The sequence below is a fragment of the Bradyrhizobium sp. USDA 4501 genome (assembly GCF_054062115.1).
Window position 1 is genome coordinate 8,646,782 of record NZ_JBSSEX010000001.1, and the last position, 25,719, is coordinate 8,672,500.

At 65.0% G+C, this 25,719-nt stretch carries 19 protein-coding genes and 2 tRNA genes; 15 read left to right on the forward strand and 6 right to left on the reverse strand.

All coding sequences use genetic code 11. From position 1 onward, the window contains the following. Positions 1-2 precede the first annotated feature (2 nt). From ACVWZM_RS40340 to metC, 3 genes are all read right to left on the reverse strand, one after another. Complete coding sequence (locus ACVWZM_RS40340) at positions 3-1,451, reverse strand: type II and III secretion system protein family protein (RefSeq protein ID WP_038377148.1); 1,449 nt, start codon at positions 1,449-1,451, stop codon at positions 3-5. Positions 1,452-1,485: 34 nt separating this feature from the next. Then, complete coding sequence (gene cpaB, locus ACVWZM_RS40345) at positions 1,486-2,286, reverse strand: Flp pilus assembly protein CpaB (RefSeq protein ID WP_057016555.1); 801 nt, start codon at positions 2,284-2,286, stop codon at positions 1,486-1,488. 281 nt (positions 2,287-2,567) lie between these two features. Then, a complete protein-coding gene (metC, locus tag ACVWZM_RS40350) occupies positions 2,568-3,764 on the reverse strand; it encodes a cystathionine beta-lyase (RefSeq protein ID WP_456856018.1) in 1,197 nt (398 codons plus the stop codon). Between the two features lie 328 nt (positions 3,765-4,092). Here metC and ACVWZM_RS40355 point away from each other — a divergent pair, with 328 nt between their 5' ends. From ACVWZM_RS40355 to ACVWZM_RS40370, 4 genes are read left to right on the forward strand one after another with little or no spacing between them, the layout of a single operon-like run. Continuing rightward, positions 4,093-5,109: an amino acid ABC transporter substrate-binding protein gene (locus tag ACVWZM_RS40355; RefSeq protein WP_310884671.1), complete on the forward strand. Its 1,017-nt coding sequence runs from the start codon at positions 4,093-4,095 to the stop codon at positions 5,107-5,109. A gap of 23 nt (positions 5,110-5,132) precedes the next feature. Next, the gene (locus ACVWZM_RS40360; RefSeq protein WP_456835093.1) at positions 5,133-6,338 is read left to right on the forward strand and encodes an amino acid ABC transporter permease; all 1,206 of its coding nucleotides are present in this window, start codon (positions 5,133-5,135) and stop codon (positions 6,336-6,338) included. Further along, positions 6,335-7,855, forward strand: coding sequence for an amino acid ABC transporter permease (locus ACVWZM_RS40365; RefSeq protein ID WP_456835094.1), 1,521 nt, complete (start codon positions 6,335-6,337; stop codon positions 7,853-7,855). Before ACVWZM_RS40360 ends, ACVWZM_RS40365 begins: the two co-directional genes overlap by 4 nt. A gap of 11 nt (positions 7,856-7,866) precedes the next feature. Next, on the forward strand, positions 7,867-8,607 hold the full coding sequence (locus ACVWZM_RS40370) for an amino acid ABC transporter ATP-binding protein (protein WP_028331915.1): 741 nt from the start codon (positions 7,867-7,869) through the stop codon (positions 8,605-8,607). A gap of 149 nt (positions 8,608-8,756) precedes the next feature. On the opposite strand, the gene ACVWZM_RS40375 is transcribed toward ACVWZM_RS40370, so the two are convergent. Beyond that, positions 8,757-9,791: a cysteine synthase A gene (locus ACVWZM_RS40375; RefSeq protein WP_076828754.1), complete on the reverse strand. Its 1,035-nt coding sequence runs from the start codon at positions 9,789-9,791 to the stop codon at positions 8,757-8,759. 614 nt (positions 9,792-10,405) lie between these two features. Here ACVWZM_RS40375 and ACVWZM_RS40380 point away from each other — a divergent pair. The 6 genes from ACVWZM_RS40380 to ACVWZM_RS40405 all read left to right on the forward strand — a co-directional run bounded on the left by ACVWZM_RS40380 (position 10,406) and on the right by ACVWZM_RS40405 (position 20,479). Then, entirely contained in the window at positions 10,406-11,875 is a 1,470-nt protein-coding gene (locus ACVWZM_RS40380; RefSeq protein ID WP_316394383.1) for an efflux transporter outer membrane subunit, read from the forward strand. Beyond that, positions 11,865-13,310: an efflux RND transporter periplasmic adaptor subunit gene (locus ACVWZM_RS40385; RefSeq protein ID WP_456856020.1), complete on the forward strand. Its 1,446-nt coding sequence runs from the start codon at positions 11,865-11,867 to the stop codon at positions 13,308-13,310. Before ACVWZM_RS40380 ends, ACVWZM_RS40385 begins: the two co-directional genes overlap by 11 nt. A 48-nt stretch (positions 13,311-13,358) precedes the next feature. Beyond that, positions 13,359-16,487: an efflux RND transporter permease subunit gene (locus tag ACVWZM_RS40390; protein WP_076828758.1), complete on the forward strand. Its 3,129-nt coding sequence runs from the start codon at positions 13,359-13,361 to the stop codon at positions 16,485-16,487. Continuing rightward, positions 16,484-19,588, forward strand: coding sequence for an efflux RND transporter permease subunit (locus ACVWZM_RS40395; protein WP_076828759.1), 3,105 nt, complete (start codon positions 16,484-16,486; stop codon positions 19,586-19,588). Before ACVWZM_RS40390 ends, ACVWZM_RS40395 begins: the two co-directional genes overlap by 4 nt. A 66-nt stretch (positions 19,589-19,654) precedes the next feature. After that, a complete protein-coding gene (locus ACVWZM_RS40400; RefSeq protein ID WP_456856022.1) occupies positions 19,655-20,350 on the forward strand; it encodes a tRNA-uridine aminocarboxypropyltransferase in 696 nt (231 codons plus the stop codon). A 55-nt stretch (positions 20,351-20,405) separates the two neighbouring features. After that, positions 20,406-20,479 (forward strand) — tRNA-Cys (locus tag ACVWZM_RS40405). Positions 20,480-20,522: 43 nt separating this feature from the next. Here the strand turns inward: ACVWZM_RS40405 and ACVWZM_RS40410 are convergent. Together ACVWZM_RS40410 and ACVWZM_RS40415 are read right to left on the reverse strand one after the other, a co-directional pair. Beyond that, complete coding sequence (locus tag ACVWZM_RS40410) at positions 20,523-20,705, reverse strand: hypothetical protein (protein ID WP_024584196.1); 183 nt, start codon at positions 20,703-20,705, stop codon at positions 20,523-20,525. Between the two features lie 396 nt (positions 20,706-21,101). Further along, positions 21,102-21,746, reverse strand: coding sequence for a TetR family transcriptional regulator (locus ACVWZM_RS40415; RefSeq protein WP_456856023.1), 645 nt, complete (start codon positions 21,744-21,746; stop codon positions 21,102-21,104). A gap of 94 nt (positions 21,747-21,840) precedes the next feature. Between ACVWZM_RS40415 and ACVWZM_RS40420 the strand changes: the two genes are divergently transcribed. From ACVWZM_RS40420 to ACVWZM_RS40440, 5 genes are all read left to right on the forward strand, one after another. Continuing rightward, positions 21,841-22,326, forward strand: coding sequence for an anthrone oxygenase family protein (locus tag ACVWZM_RS40420; RefSeq protein WP_456856024.1), 486 nt, complete (start codon positions 21,841-21,843; stop codon positions 22,324-22,326). Between the two features lie 270 nt (positions 22,327-22,596). Beyond that, positions 22,597-22,671 (forward strand) — tRNA-Asn (locus ACVWZM_RS40425). Positions 22,672-22,806: 135 nt separating this feature from the next. Then, positions 22,807-22,986, forward strand: coding sequence for a hypothetical protein (locus ACVWZM_RS40430; protein ID WP_050404540.1), 180 nt, complete (start codon positions 22,807-22,809; stop codon positions 22,984-22,986). A 136-nt stretch (positions 22,987-23,122) separates the two neighbouring features. Beyond that, positions 23,123-23,788, forward strand: coding sequence for a protein-L-isoaspartate O-methyltransferase family protein (locus ACVWZM_RS40435; RefSeq protein ID WP_076828767.1), 666 nt, complete (start codon positions 23,123-23,125; stop codon positions 23,786-23,788). A gap of 215 nt (positions 23,789-24,003) precedes the next feature. Beyond that, the gene (locus tag ACVWZM_RS40440; RefSeq protein WP_050385334.1) at positions 24,004-25,407 is read left to right on the forward strand and encodes a TolC family outer membrane protein; all 1,404 of its coding nucleotides are present in this window, start codon (positions 24,004-24,006) and stop codon (positions 25,405-25,407) included. The last annotated feature ends 312 nt before the right edge of the window (positions 25,408-25,719 follow it).

Here is a 25,719-nt window from a genome sequence, read left to right on the forward strand (position 1 = left end):
CCTCAGTCGATGATGAAGCCGAAATTGACCGGCGTGGCGCCGATCGGCTCGCTGCGGGCGGCGACGCCGTAGATGCGATTGACGCGCGCCAGCAGTGCCGACTGCGCGTCGGAAGCCGGGGCAAATCCGTCGTCGGGACGGGACAGCTCCTTCTGCGCAACGGCGCGCACCACGTAGGGCGTCACGATGACCATGAGCTCGGTCTCGTTGTTGACGAAGTCCTGGCTCCGGAAGAGCTGGCCGAGGATCGGGATCTGGTCGACGCCGGGCATGCCGTTGATGGCCTGCTTGGTCTGCTCCTGGATCAAACCGGCCATCGCGATCGAGCCGCCGGAGGGCACCTCCAGCGTGGTGTCGGCGCGGCGGGTCTTGATCGAGGGAATGGTCGTGCCGTTCTGGCCGCCGGTCAGGGCGTTCTCCATCGAGACTTCGGAGACCTCGGTCATCACCTTCAGGCTGATCCGTCCCTCGGTCAGCACCACCGGCGTGAAGTTGAGCGAGATGCCGAACTTCTTGAAGCTGACGGTCTGCACGCAATTGCCGATCGTGCCCGACGTCGTCGTCTGGCAGGTGACGCCGGTCGGAATCGGAAACTCGCCGCCCGAAATGAAGGTCGCCGACTCGCCGGAGATCGCGGTGAGGTTGGGCTCGGCCAGCGTCTTGACCACGCCCGCGCTCTCCATCGCGCGCAGCGTCGCGGTGACGGTCGGCACGCCGAGCTTGTTCAGGGCTGCGCCCGTCAGCCCGTTGTTGGGGGCGAGCGCACCGTTATTGGCGGTGAAGGCGTTGGCGTTGTTGAAGACCACCGCGGCGGTGCCGTAGTTCATGTTGGCGCTGAGGTCGACGCCGAGCTGCTTGACGACGTCCCGGCGGACTTCGGCGACGGTGACTTTCAGCATCACCTGGTCGCGGCCGCGGACCACGATGGAATTGACGACCTTGTCGGCGCTGCCGACCAGTTTGGCGGCGATGTCGCCGGCCTGCTGGGCCTCGACCGGGCTTGCCACCGTGCCGGTCAGGACGACGCTGTCGCCGACGCCCTCGATCTGGACGCCGGGCAGCATCTGCTTCAGCGCGGCGCGCATTCCGTTAAGGTCGCGCTTGATCGCGATGTCGTAGGAGGCGACCTGGTTGCCGTCGGCGTCGAAGAACACCACGTTGGTCTGGCCGACTGCCGCGCCGATGATATAGGCGCGCTGCGCCGAGCGGATCACGGCGTTGGCGATCTTGGGATCGGCGACCAGAACGTCCTTGGCCTCGCGCGGCAGGTCGACCACGACCGACTTGCCGACGCCGAGCGAGACGGAGCGCGTCTTGGCGGCGATGCTGCTCGTCACCGCGACATCCGCGTTCTTGTCGGGATCGGTCGCGCTGGCAAGGGCAGGGATCAGCATCAGCGCGGTGATCGCCGACAATGACAGCGCGCGGACCAGCGTGGTCGACGTCGCCATTTGTTTCGCACCCGTCGTCATATCGAAGCCCCCATCACTTCTGTGTCGTCAGAGAGCTCGGGATGCCGAAGCGCACCACCTTGATGCTCTCGCCCCGCTTCGGGGCATGGTCTCTGGTCTCGTCGGTCTGCTCGTTGACGTCGGCGATGCTGCGCAGCGCCAGCGCCAGCGTTCCGCTCTGCCGGGCGCGCGCCAGCGTCTCGGCCTGTTCGGGCTTGAGCTCGAGGGTCACGGTCTTGCCGACGAGGGAGTTGTTGCCGTCCTTCTCCTTCGGCGCCTGGTCGATCGCCAGCACGCGGACGTTGGACAGCAGGATTTCAGTGGTGACGATATCGCGGCCGCCTTGCTGATCGGGATTCTTGTCGCGACGCGACAGGATCACATCGACGCGGTCGTTCGGCAGAATGAAGCCGCCGGCGCCCGTCTCCGGCGAGATTTCGGTGGAGATCGCGCGCATGCCGGAGGGCAGGATCGCGGCCATGAAGCCGCTTCCGTTGGCCTTGACCAGCTTTTGCTCGCGGATCGGTTCGCCGACGATGAAGGGCGCGCGTGCGATCGAACCGATGATGTCGTTCATGGCATTGGCGTTGGCGTCGTGACGGATGAACGCGCTGCTTGCAGTTTCAGCCGGCCAGCGCTGCCACTGGATGTCTTCGGCCTTGACCGATTGACCGAGCCCGATGTCGGACTTTGCGACCAGCACTTCGACGGTCGGCAGTTGCGCGACGGGCGGCGCGACCGGCGCCGGTTTGCGATCGCCAACGCTCGCGAGATACATGGCCGCGAGGCCTGCGACGCCGGCGATGCCGAGGACCACGATGCGTGCCGTTTTCATGCGATTGTCTGAATGCCCTTCACACAGGGCAATCGCGTCCTTGCGGCACTGACAGCCCTTCCCGAGGCATCACTACGGCCGCAAAAGTATAAGGGAACTTGATGGAAGGTCCGGACAATTAAGGGATTGGTGGGGATGGTGAACGGCGAGTTATCGGCGCCGTTGCATCTCCGCAGAATCCCGGAGATCGCGCGTGCTTAAGGCGTACGACGTTGGTCGCAACGCGGCGTCAGCGCCGGTGGAGCGTGGTTAATGTCGTCTAACGTGGCAGGGCGCGAGGATCAGAGCGCGGCCTTCAACGCCGCAAATCCACGGTCGAGATCGGCCTTGAGGTCGTCGAGATTCTCGAGCCCGATATGCAGCCGCAGCGTCGGCCCGCCCGGCGACCATTTGGTCGCGGTGCGATAGTCGCTGCAGTCGAACGGGATGGCGAGGCTTTCGAAGCCGCCCCAGGAAAAGCCCATGCCGAACAAAGTGAGCGCGTTCAGCATTGCATCGACCGCGGTCTGTGGCACCGGCTTCAACACGATGCTGAACAGCCCGGAGGCGCCGGTGAAGTCGCGTTTCCAGATCGCGTGCCCGGGATCGGTGTCGAGGGCAGGGTGCAGCACGCGATCGACCTCGGGCCGCGCGCCGAGCCAGCGCGCGATCTCGAGTCCGGATCGGTGGTGCTGCGCAAGCCGCACCGATAGCGTGCGAACCCCGCGCAGCGCGAGATAGACGTCGTCGGGGCCGGCGCAGACGCCGAGCAGGCGGATCGCCTCCTGGATCAGCGGCCAGGCTTTCGCATTGGCTGCGATGGTGCCGAACATGATGTCGGAGTGGCCGCCGATATATTTGGTGCCGGCCTGCATGCTGATGTCGACGCCCTGTTCGAGCGAGCGGTGATAGAGCGGCGTCGCCCAGGTGTTGTCGTCGATCATGAGCGCGCCGCGGGCGTGCGCCACGGCCGATATCGCCCGCACGTCCGGCATCTCGAACGTCTGCGAGCCGGGCGCTTCGATCAGCACCGCGCGGGTGTTCGGCTTGAACAGCGTCTCGATGCCGGCGCCGATCAGCGGATCGAAATAGCTGGTCTCGATGCCGTAGCGCTTGAGCATGTTGTCGCAGAAATTGCGGGTCGGCCGATAGGCATTGTCGCACACCAGGAGGTGATCGCCGGTCTTGAGTACGGCGAGCAGCGTGGTGCTGATCGCCGCCAGTCCCGACGGGGCAAGGCCGACGCCAGCGCATTGCGGGCCTTCCAGCGCCATCAGCACGTCCTGCAGCGCCCGCGTGGTCGGGCTGCCGTGGCGGCCATAGGTAAATTCGGCGCGATGGGCGTGCAGGTCCTCCGCGGTCGGATAGAGCACGGTCGAGCCGTGAAACACCGGCGGATTGACAAAGCCCTTCTGGGCCTTGGTGTCGCGGCCGGCCGTGACCAGGCGGGTGGCGGCCTGTTGCGGGTGGGAGGGCTTGGAGCCGTCGGAGGAGGTCATGGAGCGCTGCCGTTAGACTTTAGACTTTTTGCCGCAGCCGTACCGCGTCGGGAAGACGGGGCCGGGCCGGGAGGTGTTACTAACAAGAGGTAGAAGACATGCGTCAACCCCTTGACCCGGCTCGTCAGTCGCTATGTGATGCGGCGCAACTACCAGTCGCCGCACGTTGAGGGGCCTGCCGCGACCTACGATCCGTTGCCTGACCGGTTTGCAGGTCAAACTGCCGGTCAAATCGGCATTTTTGCTGCAAGGGATCATTGGGATGGCCCGTGAACGCGAGGCGATCACAATGCAAACGTCCACCGGACGACCCTGAAAGGCCCCGCCCATGAAACGCGTATCCCTGGCTGTCACCCTCGCCGCTGCCGCCGCCCTGTCGGTCCAGGCCGCCTCGGCGCAAACCCTCAAGACGGTCAAGGACCGAGGCCAGCTGTCCTGCGGCGTCAGCGGCGGCCTGCCGGGCTTCTCGTCGCCGGACGACAAGGGGAACTGGACCGGCATCGACGTCGACATCTGCCGTGGCATCGCGGCGGCGATCTTCGACGATCCGTCCAAGGTCAAGTTCGTGCCGCTGTCGGCCAAGGACCGCTTCACCGCGCTGCAGTCGGGCGAGATCGATGTGCTGTCGCGCAACACCACCTGGACGCTGTCGCGCGATACTTCGCTCGGCGCCAACTTCACCGGCGTGACCTATTATGACGGGCAGGGCTTTCTGGTGAAGAAGTCGCTGAAGGTAAACTCGGCGCTGGAGCTGAACAGCGCGTCGGTCTGCGTGCAGACCGGCACCACGACCGAGCAGAACCTCGCCGACTACTTCAAGGGTAACAACATGAAGTATGAGGTGATCGCGTTCGCCGGTGCCGACGAGACCGTGAAGGCCTACGAGACCGGCCGCTGCGACGTGTTCACCTCCGACGTGTCCCAGCTCTATGCGCAGCGACTGAAGCTCGCCAACCCGTCCGACCACGTCGTGCTTCCCGAGATCATCTCCAAGGAGCCGCTCGGCCCGATGGTTCGCCATGGCGACGACCAGTGGTTCGACATCGTGAAGTGGGCGCTGTTCGCCCAGATCAATGCCGAGGAACTCGGTGTCACCCAGAAGAACGTCGACGAGATGGCCAAGTCGGACAAGCCCGACCTCAAGCGCGCCTTCGGCACCGACGGCAATCTCGGTGAGCAGCTCGGCCTGACCAAGGACTGGTTCTCCCGCATCATCAAGGCCGTCGGCAATTACGGCGAGATGTACGATCGCAACGTCGGCGTCGGATCGAAGCTGCAGATCGCACGCGGGCTCAACAATCTCTGGAACAAGGGCGGCATCCAGTACGCGCCTCCGATCCGCTGATCGGCGACGAGGCGGCTGCGGCGATGACGACCGAGCCCCGAAAACCACCGCCTCAGTTCATCTTCCGCCTGAAGCGCGTGCTCGGCGGCCAGTCCGGCTGGACTGGCCTTGCCGTGCAGATCGTGTTCGCGGCGGTGTTGGCCTGGGTCGCCTATGAGATCGTGGCCAATGCCCGCGCCAACCTGGAGACGCAGCGCATTGCCTCCGGGTTCGGGTTTCTCAAAAACAATGCGGGCTTTGATGTCAGCCTGAACCTGATCCCGTATTCGGGGTCGGACACCTATACGCGGGTGTTCTTCGTCGGCCTGCTCAACACGCTGCTGGTTGCGGGCATTGGCATCGTCTTCGCCACCATCATCGGCTTCATCATTGCGCTGTGCCGGCTGTCGCCGAACTGGCTGTTGGCGCGGCTCGGCGAGATCTATGTCGAGATCGTCCGCAATCTGCCGCTGCTGTTCCAGCTGTTATTCTGGTACCTCGCGGTGCTGGCGGCGCTGCCGGGGCCGCGCCAGAGCATCTCGCTGTTCAACGCCTTCTTCCTCTCCAATCGCGGGCTGGTGATCCCGCGGCCGATCGGCGAGCCCGGGCTCGATCCGTTTCTGATCGCGCTCGCGATTGGCGTCGCAGGCGCGCTGGCGCTGCGCGGCTACGCAAGGCGGGCGCTGTTTCAACGCGGGCAGGCGATCCGGATCTGGCCCTATGTGCTCGGCCTGTTGGCCGGATTGCCGCTGGTGACGATGCTGGTGTTCGGGCTGCCGGTGACCTTCGAGCTGCCGCAACTCAAGGGCTTCAACTTCGCCGGCGGCGCGCGGGTGATTCCGGAGCTGGTTGCGCTGGTGGTCGCGCTGTCGACCTATACGGCGGCCTTCATCGCCGAGATCGTCCGCGCCGGCATTCTGTCGGTCCATAAGGGACAGATGGAAGCCGGCTCGTCGCTCGGCCTGTCGCGCGGCACCACCTTGCGGCTGATCGTCGTGCCGCAGGCGATGCGCGTCATCGTTCCGCCGCTGACCAACCAGTACCTCAACCTGACCAAGAATTCGTCGCTGGCGGTCGCGATCGGCTATCCCGACCTGGTCTCGGTATTTGCCGGAACGACGCTGAGCCAGACCGGCCAGGCGATCGAGATCATCGCCATCACCATGGGCGTGTACCTGCTGATCTCGCTGGTCACCAGCGCGATCATGAGCGTCTATGGCTGGCGCATCAACCGGAGCCTTGGGGCATGACCGACGCCACCGCGTCATCCTTCGTCCGGCAGGATCTGGTGCCTGAACGCCGGGCGCCGGTGAAGACCACCGGCCTCGTCGGTTTCATCCGCACGCGGCTCTTGAATTCGCCGACCAACATCCTGCTGACGATCCTGGCGCTGGGGCTGCTCTGGTACACGATCGTTCCCGCGTTCAAATTCCTGCTGGTCGATGCGGTCTGGAGCGGCAAGGACCGCAATGCGTGTCTCGCCGAAACCGCCGGCCGTCAGGTCGGCGCCTGCTGGCCCTACATCCAGGCCAAGCTCACCCAGCTGATCTATGGCTTCTATCCGGAAGCCGAACGCTGGCGCGTCAACCTGACCTTCGTCCTCGCGGCCGTCCTGTTGCTGCCACTCCTTATTCCGCGCCTGCCGGCGAAGGGCCTAAATGCGAGTCTGTTCTTCTTCGCGTTCCCGGCGGTCGCCTTCTTCCTTCTGCGCGGCGGCGGACTAGCCGGCTTCGGCGTCAGTTGGGTCGCGAGCCTGTTGCAGCTGTTCGACGACAGCATCGTCAATGCCGGTCGGGCGCTGGTCAATCTCAGCCGGAGTTCGGCGATCGGGCCGCTGCTGTGGGCCGTCGGCAATATCATCGTGCTCGTCGGCAGCCTGATCGGCTGGCTGATCTTTCCGCTGACCTGGCTGCGCGAGCAGCTCCAGATGTCGATCCAGCCGCTGTGGTTCGACTTCCTGCTGACCACGGCGATCGTCTCGCTGATCCTGTTTTTCCTCGGCGGCGGCATGCGAACCGGACAACGGGCGCTGCTCGGGAGCCTGGCGAGCTTCGCCGGCATCGCGATCGTGATCAAGCTGATGGGGCTCGACCGCGGCGGACTGCCTATCGTCGACACCAGGCTGTGGGGCGGCCTCCTGGTGACGCTGGTGGTGTCGGTCACCGGCATCGTCACCTCGATGCCGATCGGGATCGCGCTGGCGCTGGGCCGCCGCTCGACCATTCCGCTGATCCGGATATTCTCGATCGCCTTCATCGAGTTCTGGCGCGGCGTGCCGCTGATCACCGTGCTGTTCTTCGCAACCTACATGCTGCCGCTGTTCCTGCCGGGCAACTTCAACGTCGACGGGCTGGTCCGCGCGCTGATCGGCATTGCGCTGTTTGCCGGCGCCTATCAGGCCGAGGTGGTGCGCGGCGGCCTTGCCGCAATCCCGCGCGGGCAGGGCGAGGCGGCGAGCGCGCTCGGCCTGTCCTGGTGGAAGACCACGTCGCTGATCGTGATGCCGCAGGCGCTGCGCCACGTCATTCCGGGTCTCGTCAACAGCTTCATCGCCCTGTTCAAGGACACCTCGCTGGTTTCGATCGTCGCACTGTTCGACCTCTTGGGATCGTTGCACGCGACGTTCTCCGATCCGACCTGGTCGACGCCGACCACGGCCTTTACCGGCTTCGCCTTCGCTGGAATGATCTACTTCGTGTTCTGCTTTGGAATGTCGCGCTACTCGCTGTTCGTCGAAAACCGGCTCAACGCTCACCGCCGCCACTGAACAAGGTCACCATGTCCACAACCCCGATCGTCAACATTTCCGCTCTCAACAAATGGTACGGCGACTTCCACGTGCTGCGCGACATCAACCTGGAGGTCGGCAAGGGCGAGCGCATCGTGATCTGCGGCCCATCCGGTTCGGGCAAGTCGACCCTGATCCGCTGCATCAACGCGCTGGAGGAATTCCAGGAGGGTGAGATCGTGGTCGACGGCATCGACCTCGGCCCGAACCTTCGCCGTGTCGACGAAGTCCGCCGCGAGGTCGGCATGGTTTTCCAGAGCTTCAACCTGTTCCCGCATCTCACCGTGCTCGACAATTGCACGCTGGCGCCGATCTGGGTGCGCAACATCCCGAAGAAGGATGCCGAGGCCACCGCGATGAAGTTCCTCGAGCGGGTCAAGATCCCGCATCAGGCCAACAAGTTTCCCGGCCAGATGTCGGGCGGTCAGCAGCAGCGCGTTGCGATCGCCCGCGCGCTGACCATGAACCCGAAGGTGATGCTGTTCGACGAGCCGACCTCGGCGCTCGACCCGGAGATGGTCAAGGAAGTGCTCGACACCATGGTCGATCTTGCCAAGGAGGGCATGACCATGCTGGTCGTGACCCACGAAATGGGCTTTGCCCGCGAGGTCGCCAACCGCGTCGTCTTCATGGACGCGGGCCAGATCATCGAATCGAACACGCCGCAGGAATTCTTCGCCAACCCGCAGCATGCGCGGTCGAAGCTGTTCCTGAGCCAGATTCTGCGGTGATTTCTGCCGTCATTGCGAGCCACCCGGTCGGCGCAAAGCGCCGCCGGATGACAGGCTCCGCGAAGCAATCCAATCCTCCGCATCGGAAGCATGGATTGCTTCGTCGCAATAGCTCCTCGCAATGACGTCTGCGGGGACGCATTCGCTCCCTAGACCAGCGGCAGCTCGATCTTGCTGCGCTTTTCCAGCCATTCCGGGACCGGCAGGTTCTTCGAGCGCATGAAGGCCGGGTTGAACAGCTTGGACTGATAGCGGTTGCCGGAGTCGCAGAGGATGGTGACGATGGTCTTGCCGGGGCCGAGCTGCTTGGCGAGCTGGATCGCGCCCGCGATGTTGACGCCGGTCGAGCCGCCGAGGCACAGGCCTTCGTGCTCCAAAAGCTCATAGATGATGGTCACCGCTTCCTCGTCGGAGATCAGGAACGCAGTGTCGACCTTCGCCGTCTCGACCACAGGCGTGACGCGTCCGAGCCCGATGCCTTCTGTGATCGAATCGCCCGGCGTCGATTTGACCTGCCCATTCTTGAACAGTTCGTACATCCCGAAGCCGTGCGGATCGGCGCAGGCGGTGACGATGGCCGGGTTCTTTTCCTTCAGGTAGCGGCTGATGCCGGCGAGCGTGCCGCCGGTGCCGACCGAGCAGATGAAGCCGTCGACCTTGCCGTCGGTCTGCTGCCAGATTTCCGGTCCGGTCGAGTCGTAATGCGCCTTGGGATTGTCGAGGTTGTTCCACTGGTCGGCAAACAGCACGCCGTTCGGTTCGGTCTTGCGCAGCTGCTCCGCGAGACGCCTGCCGAGATGTTGATAGTTGTTCGGATTGGCGAAGGGCAGCGCCGGCGCCTCGACCAGTTCGGCACCGCACAGCCGCAGCATGTCCTTCTTTTCCTGGCTCTGCGTCTCCGGAATGACGATCAGGGTGCGGTAGCCGCGCGCACTCGCCACGACAGCAAGCCCGATCCCGGTATTGCCCGCGGTCGACTCGACCACGAGGCCGCCGGGCTTCAGCGTGCCGCGCCTCTCGGCCTCCAGGATCATCCATTTGCCGGCACGATCCTTCACCGACTGGCCCGGGTTCATGAATTCGGCCTTGCCGAGAATGGTGCAGCCGGTCAGTTCGGACGCGCGTTTCAGCTTGATGAGGGGGGTGTTGCCGATCGCTTCGATGACGTCTTTGTTGAATATCATGTCGGGGAATTTCTTTGCCGGTCTGGGTCTTGCTTGGCGAACCTAGTGTGCTGATCGAAAAAGGGAAGGGCTTTTGCACTGCGGCAAAACACGGGTTCAACACGCTTGACCTCGCAAGCGCGGAGGTCACGGGCTTGGGGAGAACTCCGTTTTGTGGCGGTCGGGTCGGCCAGCAGAATCATCCTGTGGTCCGCGGTTTCGCGTGAGTTGCGCGCTCTCGGCCAATCAAGACCTGACGGCGCGGTGCGCGGTGGCGCGAGTCTGGCGCCGTGCCGGCACATCTTGCGGATTCAATGCAACAGCAGCCGAGAAATCCCCATGAAATCTTTGTAAGAATCGTGACTTCCGGCACCGGTCCGAAATGCGCGGAAATGCCGTAAAAAATAGGGAAAAGTCGGCATTCAAGGTAGCTACGAATCGCTTGCGATGCGACGCCACGCAATCGTGACGGGGCTGTCCGCCCCATTGTCCCAAGGGTAGGATGGGACAGGCAGGTTCCATTGGAAGCATACCCCCGTGAACGTCACCCAGACCATCGCTGAACGCGTCATTCGTGCGCCACGGGCGAAGTCTGGCTTCGGCGGAGAACGGGTGTGACCCAGCCGGTGTCCGTGATGGTGCCTGGAGGCCGGTTCGGCCTCGCCGCCCGCGCGCGCCGGCTCGCGGCACGTTCGCTCGTTGCGCTCGGCCTGGTCGTTGGTTCTGCCGGCTGCATTCTGACCCAGGACATCCCTGACCCAGCGCTCGACGTGCCGCAGGGCTACAAGGCCGTGCGTCTCGGCCGGCCGGGCGACGCGCTTCCGACGCTCGATTGGTGGCGGGGCTTCCGCTCCAGGGAGCTGACGCAGCTGATGGAGGAGGCGCAGACCGTCAACCTCGACATCGCCGCTGCGGTTGCGCGCTTCCGCCAGGCCGACGCGCTGGCGCGGCAGGCCGGCGCGGCGCTGCTGCCGACCCTCAATCTCAACGGATCGGAAACCTACTCGCGCACCTCCGGCTCCAGCGCCAGCGGCCTCACCAATGGCGGGCGCGAGGTGGTGAACTACAACGCCTCGCTGAGCGCCAGCTATCAGCTCGACTTCTGGGGCCAGAACCGCGACGCCGCGCAGGCGGCGGAGGAGACCGCCGTTGCCAACCGGTTCGACCGCGAGGTGGTGGCGCTGACCACGCTGGCGAGCGTCGCCAATGCTTATTTCAGCGTGCTCGCGACGCAGGACCGGCTGCGCACCGCGCAGCGCAACATCGCCAGCGCCGAGCGCATCCTCAATGCGATCAAGGAGCGCTTCAAGGCCGGCACCGGCTCCGATCTCGACGTCGCGCAGCAGGAGACCGTGCTCGCCAACCAGCGCGCGCTGGTGCCGCCGCTGCGGCAGACGCTCGACCAGAGCATCAATGCGCTCGCGGTGCTGGTGTCGCGACCGCCGGAAAGCGTGCGCGTCTCCGGCGGCTCGCTCAACGCCGTTGCGATCCCGCGCGTTACGCCGGGCCTGCCGTCTGAATTGCTGACCCAGCGTCCCGACATCCGCCGGCAGGAGGCGCAGCTTGCATCCGCCACCGCCAATGTCGGCAGCGCGCGGGCGCAGTTCTTCCCGAGCATCCAGCTGACCGGAACGGGCGGCTACCAGAGCCAGGCGCTGGTCTCGCTATTCCAGCCGCATGCCGCCTTCTTCAACCTGGTCGGCAGCATGACCCAGCCGATCTTCGACGGCGGCCGGATCCTCGGCAATTTCGAGTACACCAAGGCCAAGCAGGACGAGTTGCTGCAGACCTACCGCAAGACGGTGGTGCAGTCGTTCACCGACGTCGACAATGCGCTGGTCGCGATCCGCGAGACCACGCGCCGGCTGCAGCTGCAGCGCGACGTGCTGTCGTCGTCGCGGCGCGCCTTCGACCTCGCCGAGCAGCAGCTCAAGGCCGGCACCGCCGATATCGTAACTGTGCTAAACACGCAGCTGACCCTGTTCCAGGCGGAAGATGCCTATTCGCAGGCCCAACTGGCCCGGCTATTGGCGATCGTGAGCCTATATCAAGCATTAGGGGGCGGCTGGGAACCGAAGATGGAAAGACCGGTCGATGCTCTTTAAGCCCGACTCGACGGACGACGAGAAACGCACGGCGCCGCGCAAGCGGAGCCTTCTCTCGCGCGTGCTGGGGCGCATGGTGTCCTTGCTCATCACGCTCGTGATCCTCGGCGGGCTCGGCTATCTCGGCTGGCTCGCCTTCCAGCCCAAGCAAAATGGGGGCGGCGGGCGCGGCGCGGGCGGGCGGCCTGACCCGCCGGTGCCGGTGCTGGCGGCCACGCCGCAGGTGCATGACGTGCCGGTCTATCTCGACGGCGTCGGTTCGGTGAGGGCGCTGAATACCGTGACCGTGCGCTCGCAGGTCGACGGCAAGCTGCTCAAGGTGAATTTCGTCGAGGGCCAGGACGTCAAGAAGGACGATGTTCTGGGCGAGATCGATCCGGCGATCTATCAGGCGCAATACGACCAGGCGGTGGCCACGAAGGCCAAGGACGAAGCGCTGCTCGCCAATCAGAAGATCGATCTTGCCCGCTATGAGCAGCTCGCTGCCACCAACGCGGGCTCGAAGCAGCAGGCCGATACGCAGCGAGCGCTGGTCGCGCAGCAGCAGGCCATCATCAAGGCCGACCAGGCCCAGATCGACAATGCGCGCGCCACGCTCGGCTATACCAAGATCGTCGCGCCGATCGCGGGGCGCGCCGGCCTTCGCCAGGTCGACCAGGGCAACATCATCCACGCCGCCGATACCACGGGGCTCGTCATCCTGACCCAGCTGCAGCCGATCGCAGTATGGTTCAGCCTGCCGCAGCAGCAGATCATGCGGGTCAACGCCGCGGCCGCGAAGGGCCAACTCGCGGTCGACGTGTTCGGCAATGACGGCGTCACCGTGATCGATACCGGCAAGCTGACCGGCATCGACAACCAGGTCGATCCGACCACCGGCACGCTGAAGCTGAAGGCGGAATTCCCCAATGCCAGCTACCAGCTCTGGCCCGGCCAGTTCGTCAATGTCCGCCTCAAGGTCGAGACCCTGCCGCAGGCGATCGTGGTGCCGACCTCCGCGGTGCAGCGCGGTCCCGCCGGCACGTTCAGCTACGTGATCGGTGAGGGCGATATCGTCACCGCCAAGCCGGTCACGGTCACGCAGCAGAACGAGCATGACGCCGTGATCGCCAGCGGCCTGACCACGTCGGACCGCGTCGTGACGACCGGCTTTGCCAATCTCGCCGATGGCGCGAAGGTCGTGGTCGGCAAGGACGACGGGCCGCCGGCCGCCGATCTCGCGCCGCGCAAGCGCAGCCGCAACCCTGACGGCAAGCGCGGGGCGCAAGGCGAAGGTCAAGGCAAGGACGGTAAGAAAGACTGGCAGGGCAAGGACGGCGAGCATCGCGGCCGGCACGAGCATAGCGAAGGCGATCAGAAGGGGCAGACCGGACCGGCGCCCGCGCCGGCGGCAGGGGGCGAACAGTCGGGCGGCGCGCCGAAGGCGCAGCCATGACCGTTATCCTGACTTCGCAATGTCCGATCTTACAGCGAGCACGCAGCCATGAGCGTCTCCGAACCGTTCATCCGCCGGCCGATCGCCACCTCGCTGCTCGGCATCGCCCTGATGATCGGCGGTGCGCTCGGCTATTGGGCGCTGCCGGTCTCGGCGCTGCCGCAGGTCGACTTCCCGACCGTACAGGTGACGACGCAACTGCCCGGCGCGAGCCCCGACGTGGTTGCCTCGCTGATCACGGCGCCGCTCGAGCGGCAGCTCGGGCAGATCCCGTCGCTGTCGTCGATGAACTCGACGAGCTCGTTCGGCGTCAGCCAGATCTCGCTGCAGTTCGACCTCAACCGCGACATCGACGGCGCCACGCAGGATGTGCAGGCCGCGATCAATGCGGCCGCCGGCATCTTGCCGAAGACGCTGCCGTATCCGCCTGTCTACGCCAAGGTGAACCCGGCGGACGCGCCGGTGATGACGCTGGCGCTGACCTCGGAGACGATCTCGCTGCGGGCGATGAGCGATCTCGCCGACACCATCCTGGGTCAACGGCTGAGCCAGATTTCCGGCGTCGGCCGGGTCTCGATCCTCGGTGGATTGAAGCCGGCGGTGCGCGTGCAGGCCGATCTGGCCCGGCTCGCGGCCTACGGCATCGCGATGGAGGATCTCCGCAACGCGATCGCCGGTGCCAACGTGTCGGGGCCGAAGGGATCGCTCGACGGTGCCCAGCAGTCCTACACCATCGCCGCCAACGATCAGATCGCCGCCGCCGACGCCTACCGGCCGATCATCATCGCCTATCGCAATGGCTCGCCGGTCACGATCGGCGACGTCGCCCAGATCGTCGATGGCCTGGAGAACGACCGCACCGGCGGCTGGTACCAGGGCACGCCGGCCGTCATCATCGACATCCAGCGCCAGCCGGGCGCCAATGTCATCGACGTCGTCAAGCAGATCCGCGGCGAAATCCCGCGGCTGCAGCGCGCGGTCCCGGCCGGCGTCAAGCTGACCATCGTCTCCGACCGTACCGTGACGATCCGCGCCTCGGTGCGCGACGTGCAGTTCACGCTGATCCTGAGCGTCGTGCTTGTGACGCTGGTGGTGCTCCTGTTCCTGCGGTCGCTGCGCGCGACCCTGATCGCCGGCGTTGCGCTGCCGCTGTCGCTGATCACGAGCTTCGGCATCATGTATTTCGCGGGCTTCAGCCTCGACAATCTGTCGCTGATGGCGCTGACCATCGGAACCGGGTTTGTGGTCGACGACGCCATCGTCATGATCGAGAACATCGTTCGCCACATGGAAGACGGCGAGACGGTGATGGAGGCCTCGCTGAAGGGAGCCAGCGAGATCGGCTTCACCGTGATCTCGCTGACGGTGTCGCTGATCGCCGTGTTCATCCCGCTGCTGTTCATGTCCGGCCTGGTTGGCCGCATGTTCCGCGAATTCGCGCTCACTTTGACGATCGCGGTCGTGACCTCGGCGATCGTCTCGCTGACATTGACGCCGATGATGTGCTCGCGGCTGCTCAAGAACATCCATGAGGAGATGGCGGTCCCGGGCCTTGCCGCGGTCAGCCGTTTCATCGACCGCATGGTGGAGTTCTACCATCGGACGCTGCTCTGGGTGCTGCGGCGCCAGCGCGCGACGCTGCTGGTGACGTTCGCGACCATCGCGCTGACGCTGATCATGTATGTGCTGGCACCGAAGGGTTTTCTGCCGCTGCAGGACACCTCATCGATCACGGCGGTGACTGAGGCCGGACCCGACGTCTCGTTCGCCGAGATGCAGCGGCGGCAGAGCGCGGTCTCAAACATCATCAAGGCCGATCCTGATGTGGTCGGCGTTGTCTCGGTGATCGGTTCGGGCTCGGTCAATCCGACCACCAATGTCGGCCGTCTGGTGATGACGCTGAAGCCGCTCGACCAGCGGCGCGAGGGCGTCGTCAAGGTGATCGAGCGGCTGAAGGAGAAGATCGCGACGGTGCCCGGCATGACGGTGTACTTCCAGCCGGTGCAGGATGTGCAGATCTCGACCCAGTCGAGCCGCTCGCAATACCAGTACACGCTGACCGCGACCGACGCCGCCGAGGTCTCGCAATGGGCGCAAAAGCTCGTCGCCGAGATGCGGCGCGACCCGATCTTCCGCGATGTCTCCTCGGAGGCGCAGGAGGGCGGCCTGCGCGCGGCGCTCGACGTCAATCGCCAGCGTGCCGGCCAGCTCGGCGTCAGTCTGCAGGGCGTCACCGACACGCTGAACGATGCCTTCGCGCAGCGGCAGATATCGACGATCTACGGCCAGGCCAACCAGTACCGCGTCGTGCTCGAAGCGCTGCCGATGTATCAGCGCGACCCGTCGATTCTCGACAAGCTCTATCTGCCCGGCGCCAACGGCGCGCAGGTGCCGCTGTCGGCGGTGGCGACGCTGGTCCGGACCACGGCGCCGCTCGCGATCTCGCACCAGGCGCAATTCCCGTCGGTCTCGCTCAGCTTCAACCTGGCGCCGGGCGAGGCGCTGGGCGACGCGGTCGCGGCCGTGAAGGCGATCGAGAGCAGGATCGGAATGCCCGGCAGCATCGTCGGGATCTATTCCGGCGACGCCGCCGAATTCTCGCGCTCGCTCGCCGGCCAGCCCTGGCTGATCCTGGCGGCGATCATCACGATCTATATCGTGCTCGGCGTGCTCTATGAGAGCTATATCCATCCGATCACCATCCTCTCGACGCTGCCCTCGGCCGGCGTCGGCGCCATCCTCGCCTTGATGCTGTGCGGGCAGGACCTCTCGGTGATCGGCCTGATCGGCATCATCCTGTTGATGGGTATCGTCAAGAAGAACGCGATCATGATGATCGACTTCGCGCTGGAGGCCGAGCGTCGCCAGGGCATGTCGTCCTATGACGCCATCGTGCAGGCCTGCCTGCTGCGCTTCCGCCCGATCATGATGACGACGCTGGCGGCGTTGTTCGGCGCGCTGCCGCTCGCGATCGAAAGCGGCACCGGCGCCGAACTGCGCTTCCCGCTCGGCATCTCGATCATCGGCGGCCTGCTGCTGAGCCAGCTGCTGACGCTCTACACCACGCCGGTGATCTATCTGGCGCTCGACCGCCTCAACCGCCGGATCGAGCGGGCCGTGCCGGAGCCGGGTCCCAGCGGCCCGCCGATCGCGGGCGCCACCGAGGGCATGCAGTGATCTCGATCTCCGAGCCCTTCATCCGCAGGCCGGTGGGCACCACACTGCTTGCGATCGGGCTGTTCCTGGTCGGGATCGTCGCCTACCAGTTCCTGCCGGTGTCGTCGGTTCCGAATGTCGATTTCCCGACCATTCGGGTGTCGGCGTCCAGGCCAGGGGCCGATCCCTCCGTAATGGCCGCGACCGTCGCCGCACCGTTGGAGCGCAAGCTCGGCACCATTTCGGGCGTCGACCAGATCACCTCGACGAGCTCACTCGGCACCACCAGCATCCAGGTGCAGTTCTCGATCGGCCGCAATATCGACCGCGCCGCGCGCGACGTGCAGGCCGCGATCAACGCCTCGCTCGCCGATCTGCCGAGCGACCTGCCGTCGCTGCCCAGGTTCCGCAAGGCCAACCCGGCCGCGTCGCCGGTATTCGTGCTGGCGCTGACCTCGAAGACGATCTCGACTAGCGCGATGTACGACGTCGCCGACACGGTGCTGGCGCAGCGCATCTCGCAGGTGCCGGGAGTGGGCGAGGTGACCGTCAGCGGGGCCGACCAGCCAGCGGTGCGCATCGCGCTCAACCCGGTGTCCCTGGCGAACGCCGGGATCGCGACCGACGACGTCCGGCTCGCGATCATCAATGCCAACCCGCTGGGGCCGGTCGGCATCTTCAATGGCGGCCGGCTGAGCGAGACGCTCTCGATCAACAAGCAGATGCGCACCGCCGCCGAATTCCGCGACATTGTCATCAAAAGCTCGAACGGCAATTACGTCCGCCTCGCCGACGTCGCCGAGGTCGAGGATTCCGTGCGCAACTCGCGCTCGATCGCCTGGTTCAACAAGCAGCCGGCGGTGCTGATCCAGATCACCAAGCAGGGCGACGCCAACGTCATCGACACCGTCGACGGCGTTCGCAGGATGCTGCCGGAACTGAAGAAATGGATTCCGGCGGGCGTCGAGATCTCCACCCTGGTCGATCGCACCGGAACGATCCGCGCCAGCGTCGAGGACATGCAGTTCACGCTGCTGGCGACCGCAGTGCTTGTGATGATCGTGGTGTTCGTGTTCCTGCGCCGGGTGGTGCCGACGATCGCCGCCGGCGTGTCGGTGCCGCTGGCGCTGGCGGGCACCTGCGCCGGGATGTGGCTCGCCGGCTTCTCGATCGACAATCTGTCGCTGATGGCGCTGGCGATCTCCGTCGGCTTCGTGGTCGACGACGCCATCGTGATGATCGAGAACATGTACCGCAATCTCGAGCAGGGCATGGCGCCGTATCCGGCCGCGGTCGAAGGCGCCAAGCAGATCGGCTTCACGGTGCTGTCGATCTCGCTGTCGCTGATCGCGGCCTTCACGCCGCTGATCTTCATGGATGGCATCGTCGGGCGCCTGCTGCGCGAATTCTCGCTGACGCTGGTGTTCGCGATCGCGGTTTCGACCGTGGTGTCGCTGACCATCACACCGATGATCTGCGCGCATTACATCAGGGAGGCGACCTCCGATCATGCCACCTGGTACGATCGCGTCATCGAGGGCACGCTGTCCCGTGTCGTGGCGTTCTACGCAGCGACGCTGCGAATCGTGCTCGGCTATCCCTTCCTGACCCTGGTGGTGTTCTTCGCCACCGTCGCGCTGACGGTGACGCTCTACATCAAGACGCCGAAGGGCTATTTTCCGACCGACGACAGCGGCTTCGTGATCGGCTCGACGCGGGCGTCGGCGGATATCTCGTTCCAGGCGATGCTTCAGCTGCAGCAGCGGCTCGCCGACATCGTGATGGCCGACCCCGCTGTCGCCGGCATCGGCTCGTCAGTCGGTTCCGGCGGCGGCCCGGGCGGCGCCACCTCCAACCGCGGCATCATGTACATCAGTCTGAAGCCGCCGGAGGAGCGGGGCGGCCTGTCGACCGCCCAGGTGATCGACCGGCTGCGCCGCAACCTGTACATGGTGCCGGGCATCCGCCTGTTCATGTTCGCCGCCCAGGATATCCGAACCGGCGGCCGGCAGAGCGATTCCGACTACCAATACACGCTCGCCTCGACCGATCTCGAGCTGTTGCAGAAATGGGCGCCGATCGTGGCCAAGCGCATGGAGACGGTGGAGGGCATCACGGACGTCTCCTCCGACCGCGATCCCGGCGGGCTACAGCTCAACCTCGTGATCAACCGCAAGACCGCCTCCAGCCTCGGCGTCCGCGTGCAGGACATCGACAATGCGCTCAACAACGCCTTCTCGCAGCGGCAGATCTCGTACATCTACACCCAGCGCAACCAGTACATGGTAGTGCTCGAGATCGATCCGAAATTCCAGAGCGATCCGTCGAACCTCGAGCGCATCTACGTTGCCGGCGCCAACGACGTGCAGGTGCCGCTGTCGGCGCTGGTGCACTACCAGCGTGGATTGTCGGCGCTCGCGGTCTATCACTCCGGCGGCTTCCCCTCGACCACGGTGTCGTTCAACCTGCTGCCGGACGTGCCGCTGGAGGTCGCGACGACGAACATCCAGCAGGCGGTCGACGAGCTGCACATGCCCGAGGGCATTCGCGGCAGCTTCGACGGCAATGCCGGCGACTTCAACAAGACCAGCGGGCGGCAGCCGCTCCTGATCCTCGGCGCGCTGGTCGCGATGTATATCGTGCTCGGCGTGCTCTATGAGAGCCTGGCGCATCCGATCACGATCATCTCGACCCTGCCTTCGGCCGGCCTCGGCGCGTTGCTCGCACTGCAGGTGACGAACACGCCGCTGACCGTGATCGCCTTCGTCGGCATCATCCTCTTGATCGGCATCGTCAAGAAGAACGGCATCATGATGGTCGATTTCGCGCTCGAGGCCGAGCGGCATCAGGGCCTGTCGTCGCGGGACGCGATCTTCGAGGCCTGCCGCGCGCGCTTCCGTCCCATCCTGATGACGACGATGGCCGCGCTGTTCGCCGGCATTCCGCTGGTCATTGCGACCGGCCCGGGCACCGAGCTGCGCCGGCCGCTCGGCATCACCATCATCGGCGGCCTGTTCGTGTCGCAGATCCTGACGCTCTACACGACACCGGTGATCTATCTCTTGATCGACCGGCTGCGCCAGCGCCGCGAGCCGTCAGGCGTGCACGCACCCGCGGAATAGTTTGAATTGCACGATTGCAAGCGTATAGCGGAGCGATGTCCGAACCGACCGAAGCAAAAACCGATATTGTCGCCGAGATCGAGGGAGTGCGCGCATTGCGGCAAGCCGTTGCCGCTGTGCATCTGCGACAGCGTCACGCCGATCGAGAGCCGCATCCAGCTCCTGATCCTGATCCATCCGCAGGAGCAGGACAGGGCGCTCGGCACCGCGCGACTGTTGGAACAGCATTTCGAAAACGCCGTGGTGCGGATCGGGCTGTCCTGGCCGAGCCTGGCCAAGGCGCTCGGCCGGCCGGTACCCGATCCGTCACGCTGGGCGGCGCTCTATCTCGGCTCCGCCAAGGTCGAAGACCTCGATACCGATGCCGAGATCGTTGCGATCAACCGCAAGGGCGAGCTCGAGCCGCATCAGCGCGCCATCCTCTCCGACATCGAGGGCATCGTGCTGCTCGACGGCACCTGGAGCCAGGCCAAGGCGCTGTGGTGGCGCAATGCCTGGATGCTGAAGTGTCAGCGGGTGATTCTCGGGCCGAAACGGCCCTCGCTCTACGGCAGACTGCGGCGGGAACCGCGCCGCGACGGCCTGTCCACCATTGAGGCGGCCGCGATCCTGCTGGCGGGGCTGGAGAAGCGGCCGGATATTGCCGCAACGTTAACTAATAGTTTCGAGCGGATGCTGGCGAGATTCCGCGAAGTGCAGGCCAAAATGCCGGAATTGGCGCCAAAACCGAAGAAGCGGGACTTTCGCAGACGCCGGCGTTAGCCGTCCGGCTTGGTTGCCTATCTCGGAGAGGGCGTATATGAAGTGCGCCGCAAGGGGCCACGTGGCGGAGTGGTTACGCAACGGTCTGCAAAACCGTGTACACCAGTTCAATTCTGGTCGTGGCCTCCACTCATCTCATCAATGGCTTGCAGCCAGTCAATGAGAAGCCGCATTAGCTCGCGGCGTACCAACCTTCAGGAAACGGAATCAGCGGCCACGGCGCCTGGTTGTCATTGGCCGCGCGCGGTGGCGGCTGAATGCGGGGCGAGGGCTGAGCCACGAAATCCTCCTGAGCAATGGGCGCGATCGCCGTTCGCACGGCGTCCAGCAGCAGATCAAATTCGACTTCGCTCATCACGCTCTCCGAGGTTCGAGAGCGCCATGGTCGCAAAACAGTCTTCGGTCCGGATTGAGCGATTCGTTCGAATTTTATGAAAAGAACGATGGCGCCCGCTTTGGTTAATGAATCGTTGGTGATCCCTTCGGGAACCTAGGTCGGCATGGCCGCACCTCGTGTGAAACAAATCACAACTTTCTAAAAACTCTTGCCGGGATTCCCGGCGGTATTCATAGCCGTCAAATATCGCAGGAATTTTAGGGAGACGTGACAATGGAGGCAAGTATCGCACGGTGGGGACCAGTCGCATGCCGCACGATCCTCGGCTCCTGCTGACGCGAACGGCGTAAGCCGTATGCGCCCGTATCTATCGTTTCTGTACAGGGAATATTCCCAACGCTCGTGCCGGAGCCGTCATGCCAGACTGGCGAGGTCGTGCGGCAGCATGGTCTTGAACTGCGTCAGCGCCTGCCGCGCCTTCCTCGGTGGCAGCGTGATCGTGTGACGCACGGCGGCTGCGATCAGTGTCATGGTCAGGGCGGAAAAGGTGGCGAGAGCGGCAGTCGGCATGTCGGGCGCAATCCGCCTGATCGCGTCGGACAACAGGCCGGAGAGCACGGCCATGTCGTCCGCATCGAGCTTCTGCAGGGCGCGGTCGGCTTGCGTCGCCTGCCAGATGTCGCGCATGACAGGCTCGCGCATGAACATCTCGTAGTAGCTGTCGACGATCCTGCACAGCGCCGGGTGCAGGTCGCGCGCGGTCGTCACCGCGGCCAGATCGCGCCTGACGCAATCGCGCCCGACCGCGTTATGGCGTTCGGCCAGGGTGCCGATGATCGCGGCCTTGTCCGGGAAATATTGATAGAGCGAGCCGAATGCGACGCCGCTGCGCGCGACGACGTCGCTCATGCGGAAAGCCTCGCTGCCCTTTTCCGCCATGATCTCGGTCGCATAGGCGAGGATGCGCTCGAAGCGCTCGCGGCTGCGCTGCTGGGTCGGGGCAAGCCGCGCCAGCCCGGGCAGGGCGACTTCCACGGATGCGGCCTTTCGTCTCGACATCTTTCGCTTCCCTGCGATCGGGGTTGACGGCTCTAATACGAGAGTTTATCGCATTTCGCAAATACGAGTATATCTCGCATTTGGAGGCGGAACGATGCGCCAGATCCTGACCTCGGGCTTGCTTTGGTTTTCCGCGCTCGGCTGCGGCCTGCTCGCTGGGCTCTATTTCGCGTTCTCGGCTTTCGTCATGACCGCGCTCGGCCGCATCGATCAGGCCGCCGGCATCTCGGCGATGAACGCGATCAATGTCGATATCGTCCGCTCGCCGTTCATGCTGGTGTTCCTCGGCACCACGCTGTCCTGCGCCGTGCTGGCCGTGCTCGGCGGGCTCAGATGGCAGGAGCCGGGCGCGGTTGCGATGATTTGCGGCGGCGGCCTCTACGTGGTCGGCATGTTCGTCGTCACCGTCGTCTTCAATGTGCCGCTGAATGATCAGCTTGCGGCCTCTGACCCGGCGGGCACGTCGGCGGCGTCGGTTTGGGCGCGCTATCTGACCGACTGGACCTTCTGGAACCACGTGCGGACCATTGCATCGCTGGCCGCGACCGCGCTGTTCATCGTTGCCATCGCCGGGCGGTAGCCAACCCGTTTGCGATAGGAACTGGGCCGTGGCGCCCCTGACAGAATCGCGGGCGCGGTGCGACCGCCGCGCTGGCGGTGTTTCCAGGCGCCCGCGGGAGCGCGGCCGGGCCGGCGGGCTGGGCATGTTGCACGCCGGGCGATAGGTAAGCCCTTGTATCGCAGAGGCTTACCGTGCGCGCTAAAGTTTCGCCGGAGGGGCCATTTGGTTCTTTGCAAGGCCGAAAGGCTTTGTTATACGCTGCCCGCTCGCGAACAGATGTTCGCCTATTCCTCGGTAGCTCAGCGGTAGAGCATTCGACTGTTAATCGAATGGTCGCTGGTTCGAATCCAGCCCGGGGAGCCAGTTTGGTCTGGCCCCATCGATCCCCCAAATCGCCATCACAAGCCCGTGGTCCGCAGCGGACAGGCCGAAAACGTCGTCAAATCGACTCAATAGCCGTCGACACTTGCTCCCGCCGGGTCTTGAGAGGTGATTTTGATGGCCATTAACCTGATCGACCTGTCGATGCCGCAGCCGACGCTCGTTCCGAGCGATGCCCCCGACATCAGTGACGACGAGTGCGTCCGCCGGCTCGCGAGGGCCGTCGAGGAGCATGATTCCGAGCATCTCGATGAAGTGGCCCGCCTGATCGGCCGGCTCGCCGTCACGATCGAATAGACTGCGCCTTGGAGCGCGTTTTGGGAGCGCGTTTTGCACGCCAGCGGCGTGTTGCGTTTTGGCGGAGCTTGTTCCAAAAGATGGCCCTGTTCTAGCTTCTCCAGCGGCAATGCCGCGACTTGCAGGGTCTCCGCCAATGACCGGTTTTTCGACCGCGCGCCAGTATATGGTCGATGGTCAGGTGCGTCCGAGCGACGTGACCGATGATCGCATTCTCGATGCCATGCTGACCGTGCCGCGCGAGGTCTTCGTGCCGGCCAGCAAGCAGGCGCTGGCCTATCTCGACCTCGACCTCGATGTCGCCGAGGGCGGTGCGACGAGGCGCTGCCTGATCACGCCGGCGCTGCTCGCCCGGATGCTCCAGGCCGCCGAGATCAAGGCCACCGACCGCGTCCTCGTGGTCGGCTGCGCGACCGGCTACGCCGCCGCCGTCGTGGCGCGCTTTGCCGCAGAGGTCAGCGCGACCGAAAGCGATCCGGCCCTTGCCGCAAAGGCGACCACGGCGTTCGCCGAGCTCGGGATCCAGAATATCACGGTCAAAGCGGCCGCGGCCGCCGATGGCGATGCCGCGGGCGCCCCGTTTGACGTCATTATCCTCAATGGTGCGACGGAAATCGTCCCGACCGGGCTGTTCGGCCAACTCAAGGAGGGGGGCCGGCTGGTCGGGGTGTTCGGCCTGTTGCCGCCGCCGCGCGCCACCCTGGTGACGCACTCCCACGGGGATTTCGGCCATCGCGAGCTGTTCGACGCCTCGGCTCCCGTTTTACCCGGATTCGAGCGAGTTCCCGCCTTCGTCTTCTGACCGCGATGGCGGCGCACCGGCTGATAAAATCCCGTTCCGAATCAGAAGTGTGGCCCGTTTGCCCCATGTGAAGAGTTTCGACCGTGTTCCGTTGCGGGGTAGTTCCGTTGGGCCTAGCTGCGGACTAAGGTGAGGCGGGACTCACTTCGACTGAAGCGACCGCCGGACTGATTTGCGTGTGGGAGACGGCGACTACAATGATTGGATTTCCGGGGATGCGTGGGGTGAAGGTTGTCACCGCGGCTGCGACTGCCGTCCTTCTGTTGGCGGAGATGGGCCCTGTGCCCGCACTCGCCGATACAATCGAGGCCGCGCTGGTGCGGTCCTACCAAAACAATCCCCAGCTGAACGCGCAACGCGCGCAGGTGCGGTCAACTGACGAGAACGTTCCGCAGGCACTGTCGGGCTACCGCCCGAAAGTCGCACTGACGGCAAGCGCGGGGTATCAATACACCGATACGCTGACGACACAGGGCGGCGACGCGAACAATCTTGTCCGCACCCAAATCCATGGCGCCAACGCGCCGCGCAGCGCAGGCCTCACGGTCAACCAATCGCTGTTCAACGCGCAGACCGCGCCCAGGGTGCGCGCGGCCGAAAGCCAGGTCTCGGCGGCGCGCGAGGGCCTGCGTGTGCTCGAGCAAACCGTGATCCTGAGCGCGGCCACGATCTACATGGACTATCTCCGCGACTCCGCCATCGTCGAAGTTCAGCGCAGCAACACGCGCGTGCTGGAACAGACGCTGAAGCAGACCCAGGACCGCTTCAATGTCGGCGAAGTGACGCGGACCGACGTCGCGCAATCCGAAGCGCAGCTCGCGGCAGGTAAAACCCAGCAGCTCACCGCCGAATCGAACCTGACGACGACGCGATCGAATTTCCGCCGCATCATCGGCAACGAGCCGCAGAATCTCGCGCCGGGCTCGCCGGTCGACCGCTTCCTGCCGACGACGCTTGCGGCCGCCGTCGATCTCAGCCTGACCCAGAATCCGAACGTCACCTCGGCGATGTACGGCGTCGACGTCAACTTCCTGCAGGTCAAGGTCAGCGAGGGTGCGCTGTTCCCGTCGGTCAACCTGCAAACGTCGGTGCAGCAGCAATACGAACAGACCCTGATCAGCCAGCGCGCATTCAGCGCGGGAACGGCGGTCCAGCTGTCGGTGCCACTCTACCAGGGCGGTGCGGAATACTCGCTGATCCGCCAGTCCAAGGAATCGCTGGCGCAGCAGCGCCTCGTGCTCGAACAGACCCGCGATCAGGCGCGCGCCAACGTCGTCACCGCGTGGGGCCAGCTGGTCGCCGGCAAGTCGCAGGTGGCATCGGCACAGGCGCAGGTGACCGCGTCGGAGATCGCCCTGAACGGCGTGCGCGAAGAGGCCAAGGCCGGTCAACGCACCACGCTCGACGTGCTCAACGCGCAGCAGGCGCTCGTCAACGCGCGCAACGCGCTGGTCACCGCGCAGCACGACCGCGTCGTCGCGTCCTATAACGTGCTGAGCGCGGTTGGCCGCTTGTCGCCGCAGGTGCTCGGGCTTTCGACCAACGTCTACGATCCGAGCGTGCATTACCAGCAGGTTCGTGACAACTGGGCCGGCGTACGCACGCCCGACGGCCGCTAAACACCTTCGCATCGTCATCGCTTATCGCGTCATGTTTGTGGTTCTGAGTTAATCAGGACCACAAACAGGCGCGTTTGCTTGCATTCGATAATTGGCCTGACATACCGTTTTGTCGGGCAGCAAGGCGATTCGCGGCGCGCCGGCGTAGCGTGATGACAGGTGCGACGCCCCCTGTGAGCACGCTGCATTGGGCGACACGAAGCTTGCACAAAGCCTCGGGCGGGCTTGATCTGGGGACAAGTCGGGCGGGAGCAGTCAAAATCTCCGCCCGCATCATCGGAACCGGCGAATCCTCTCGGGCTTGATGTAAAA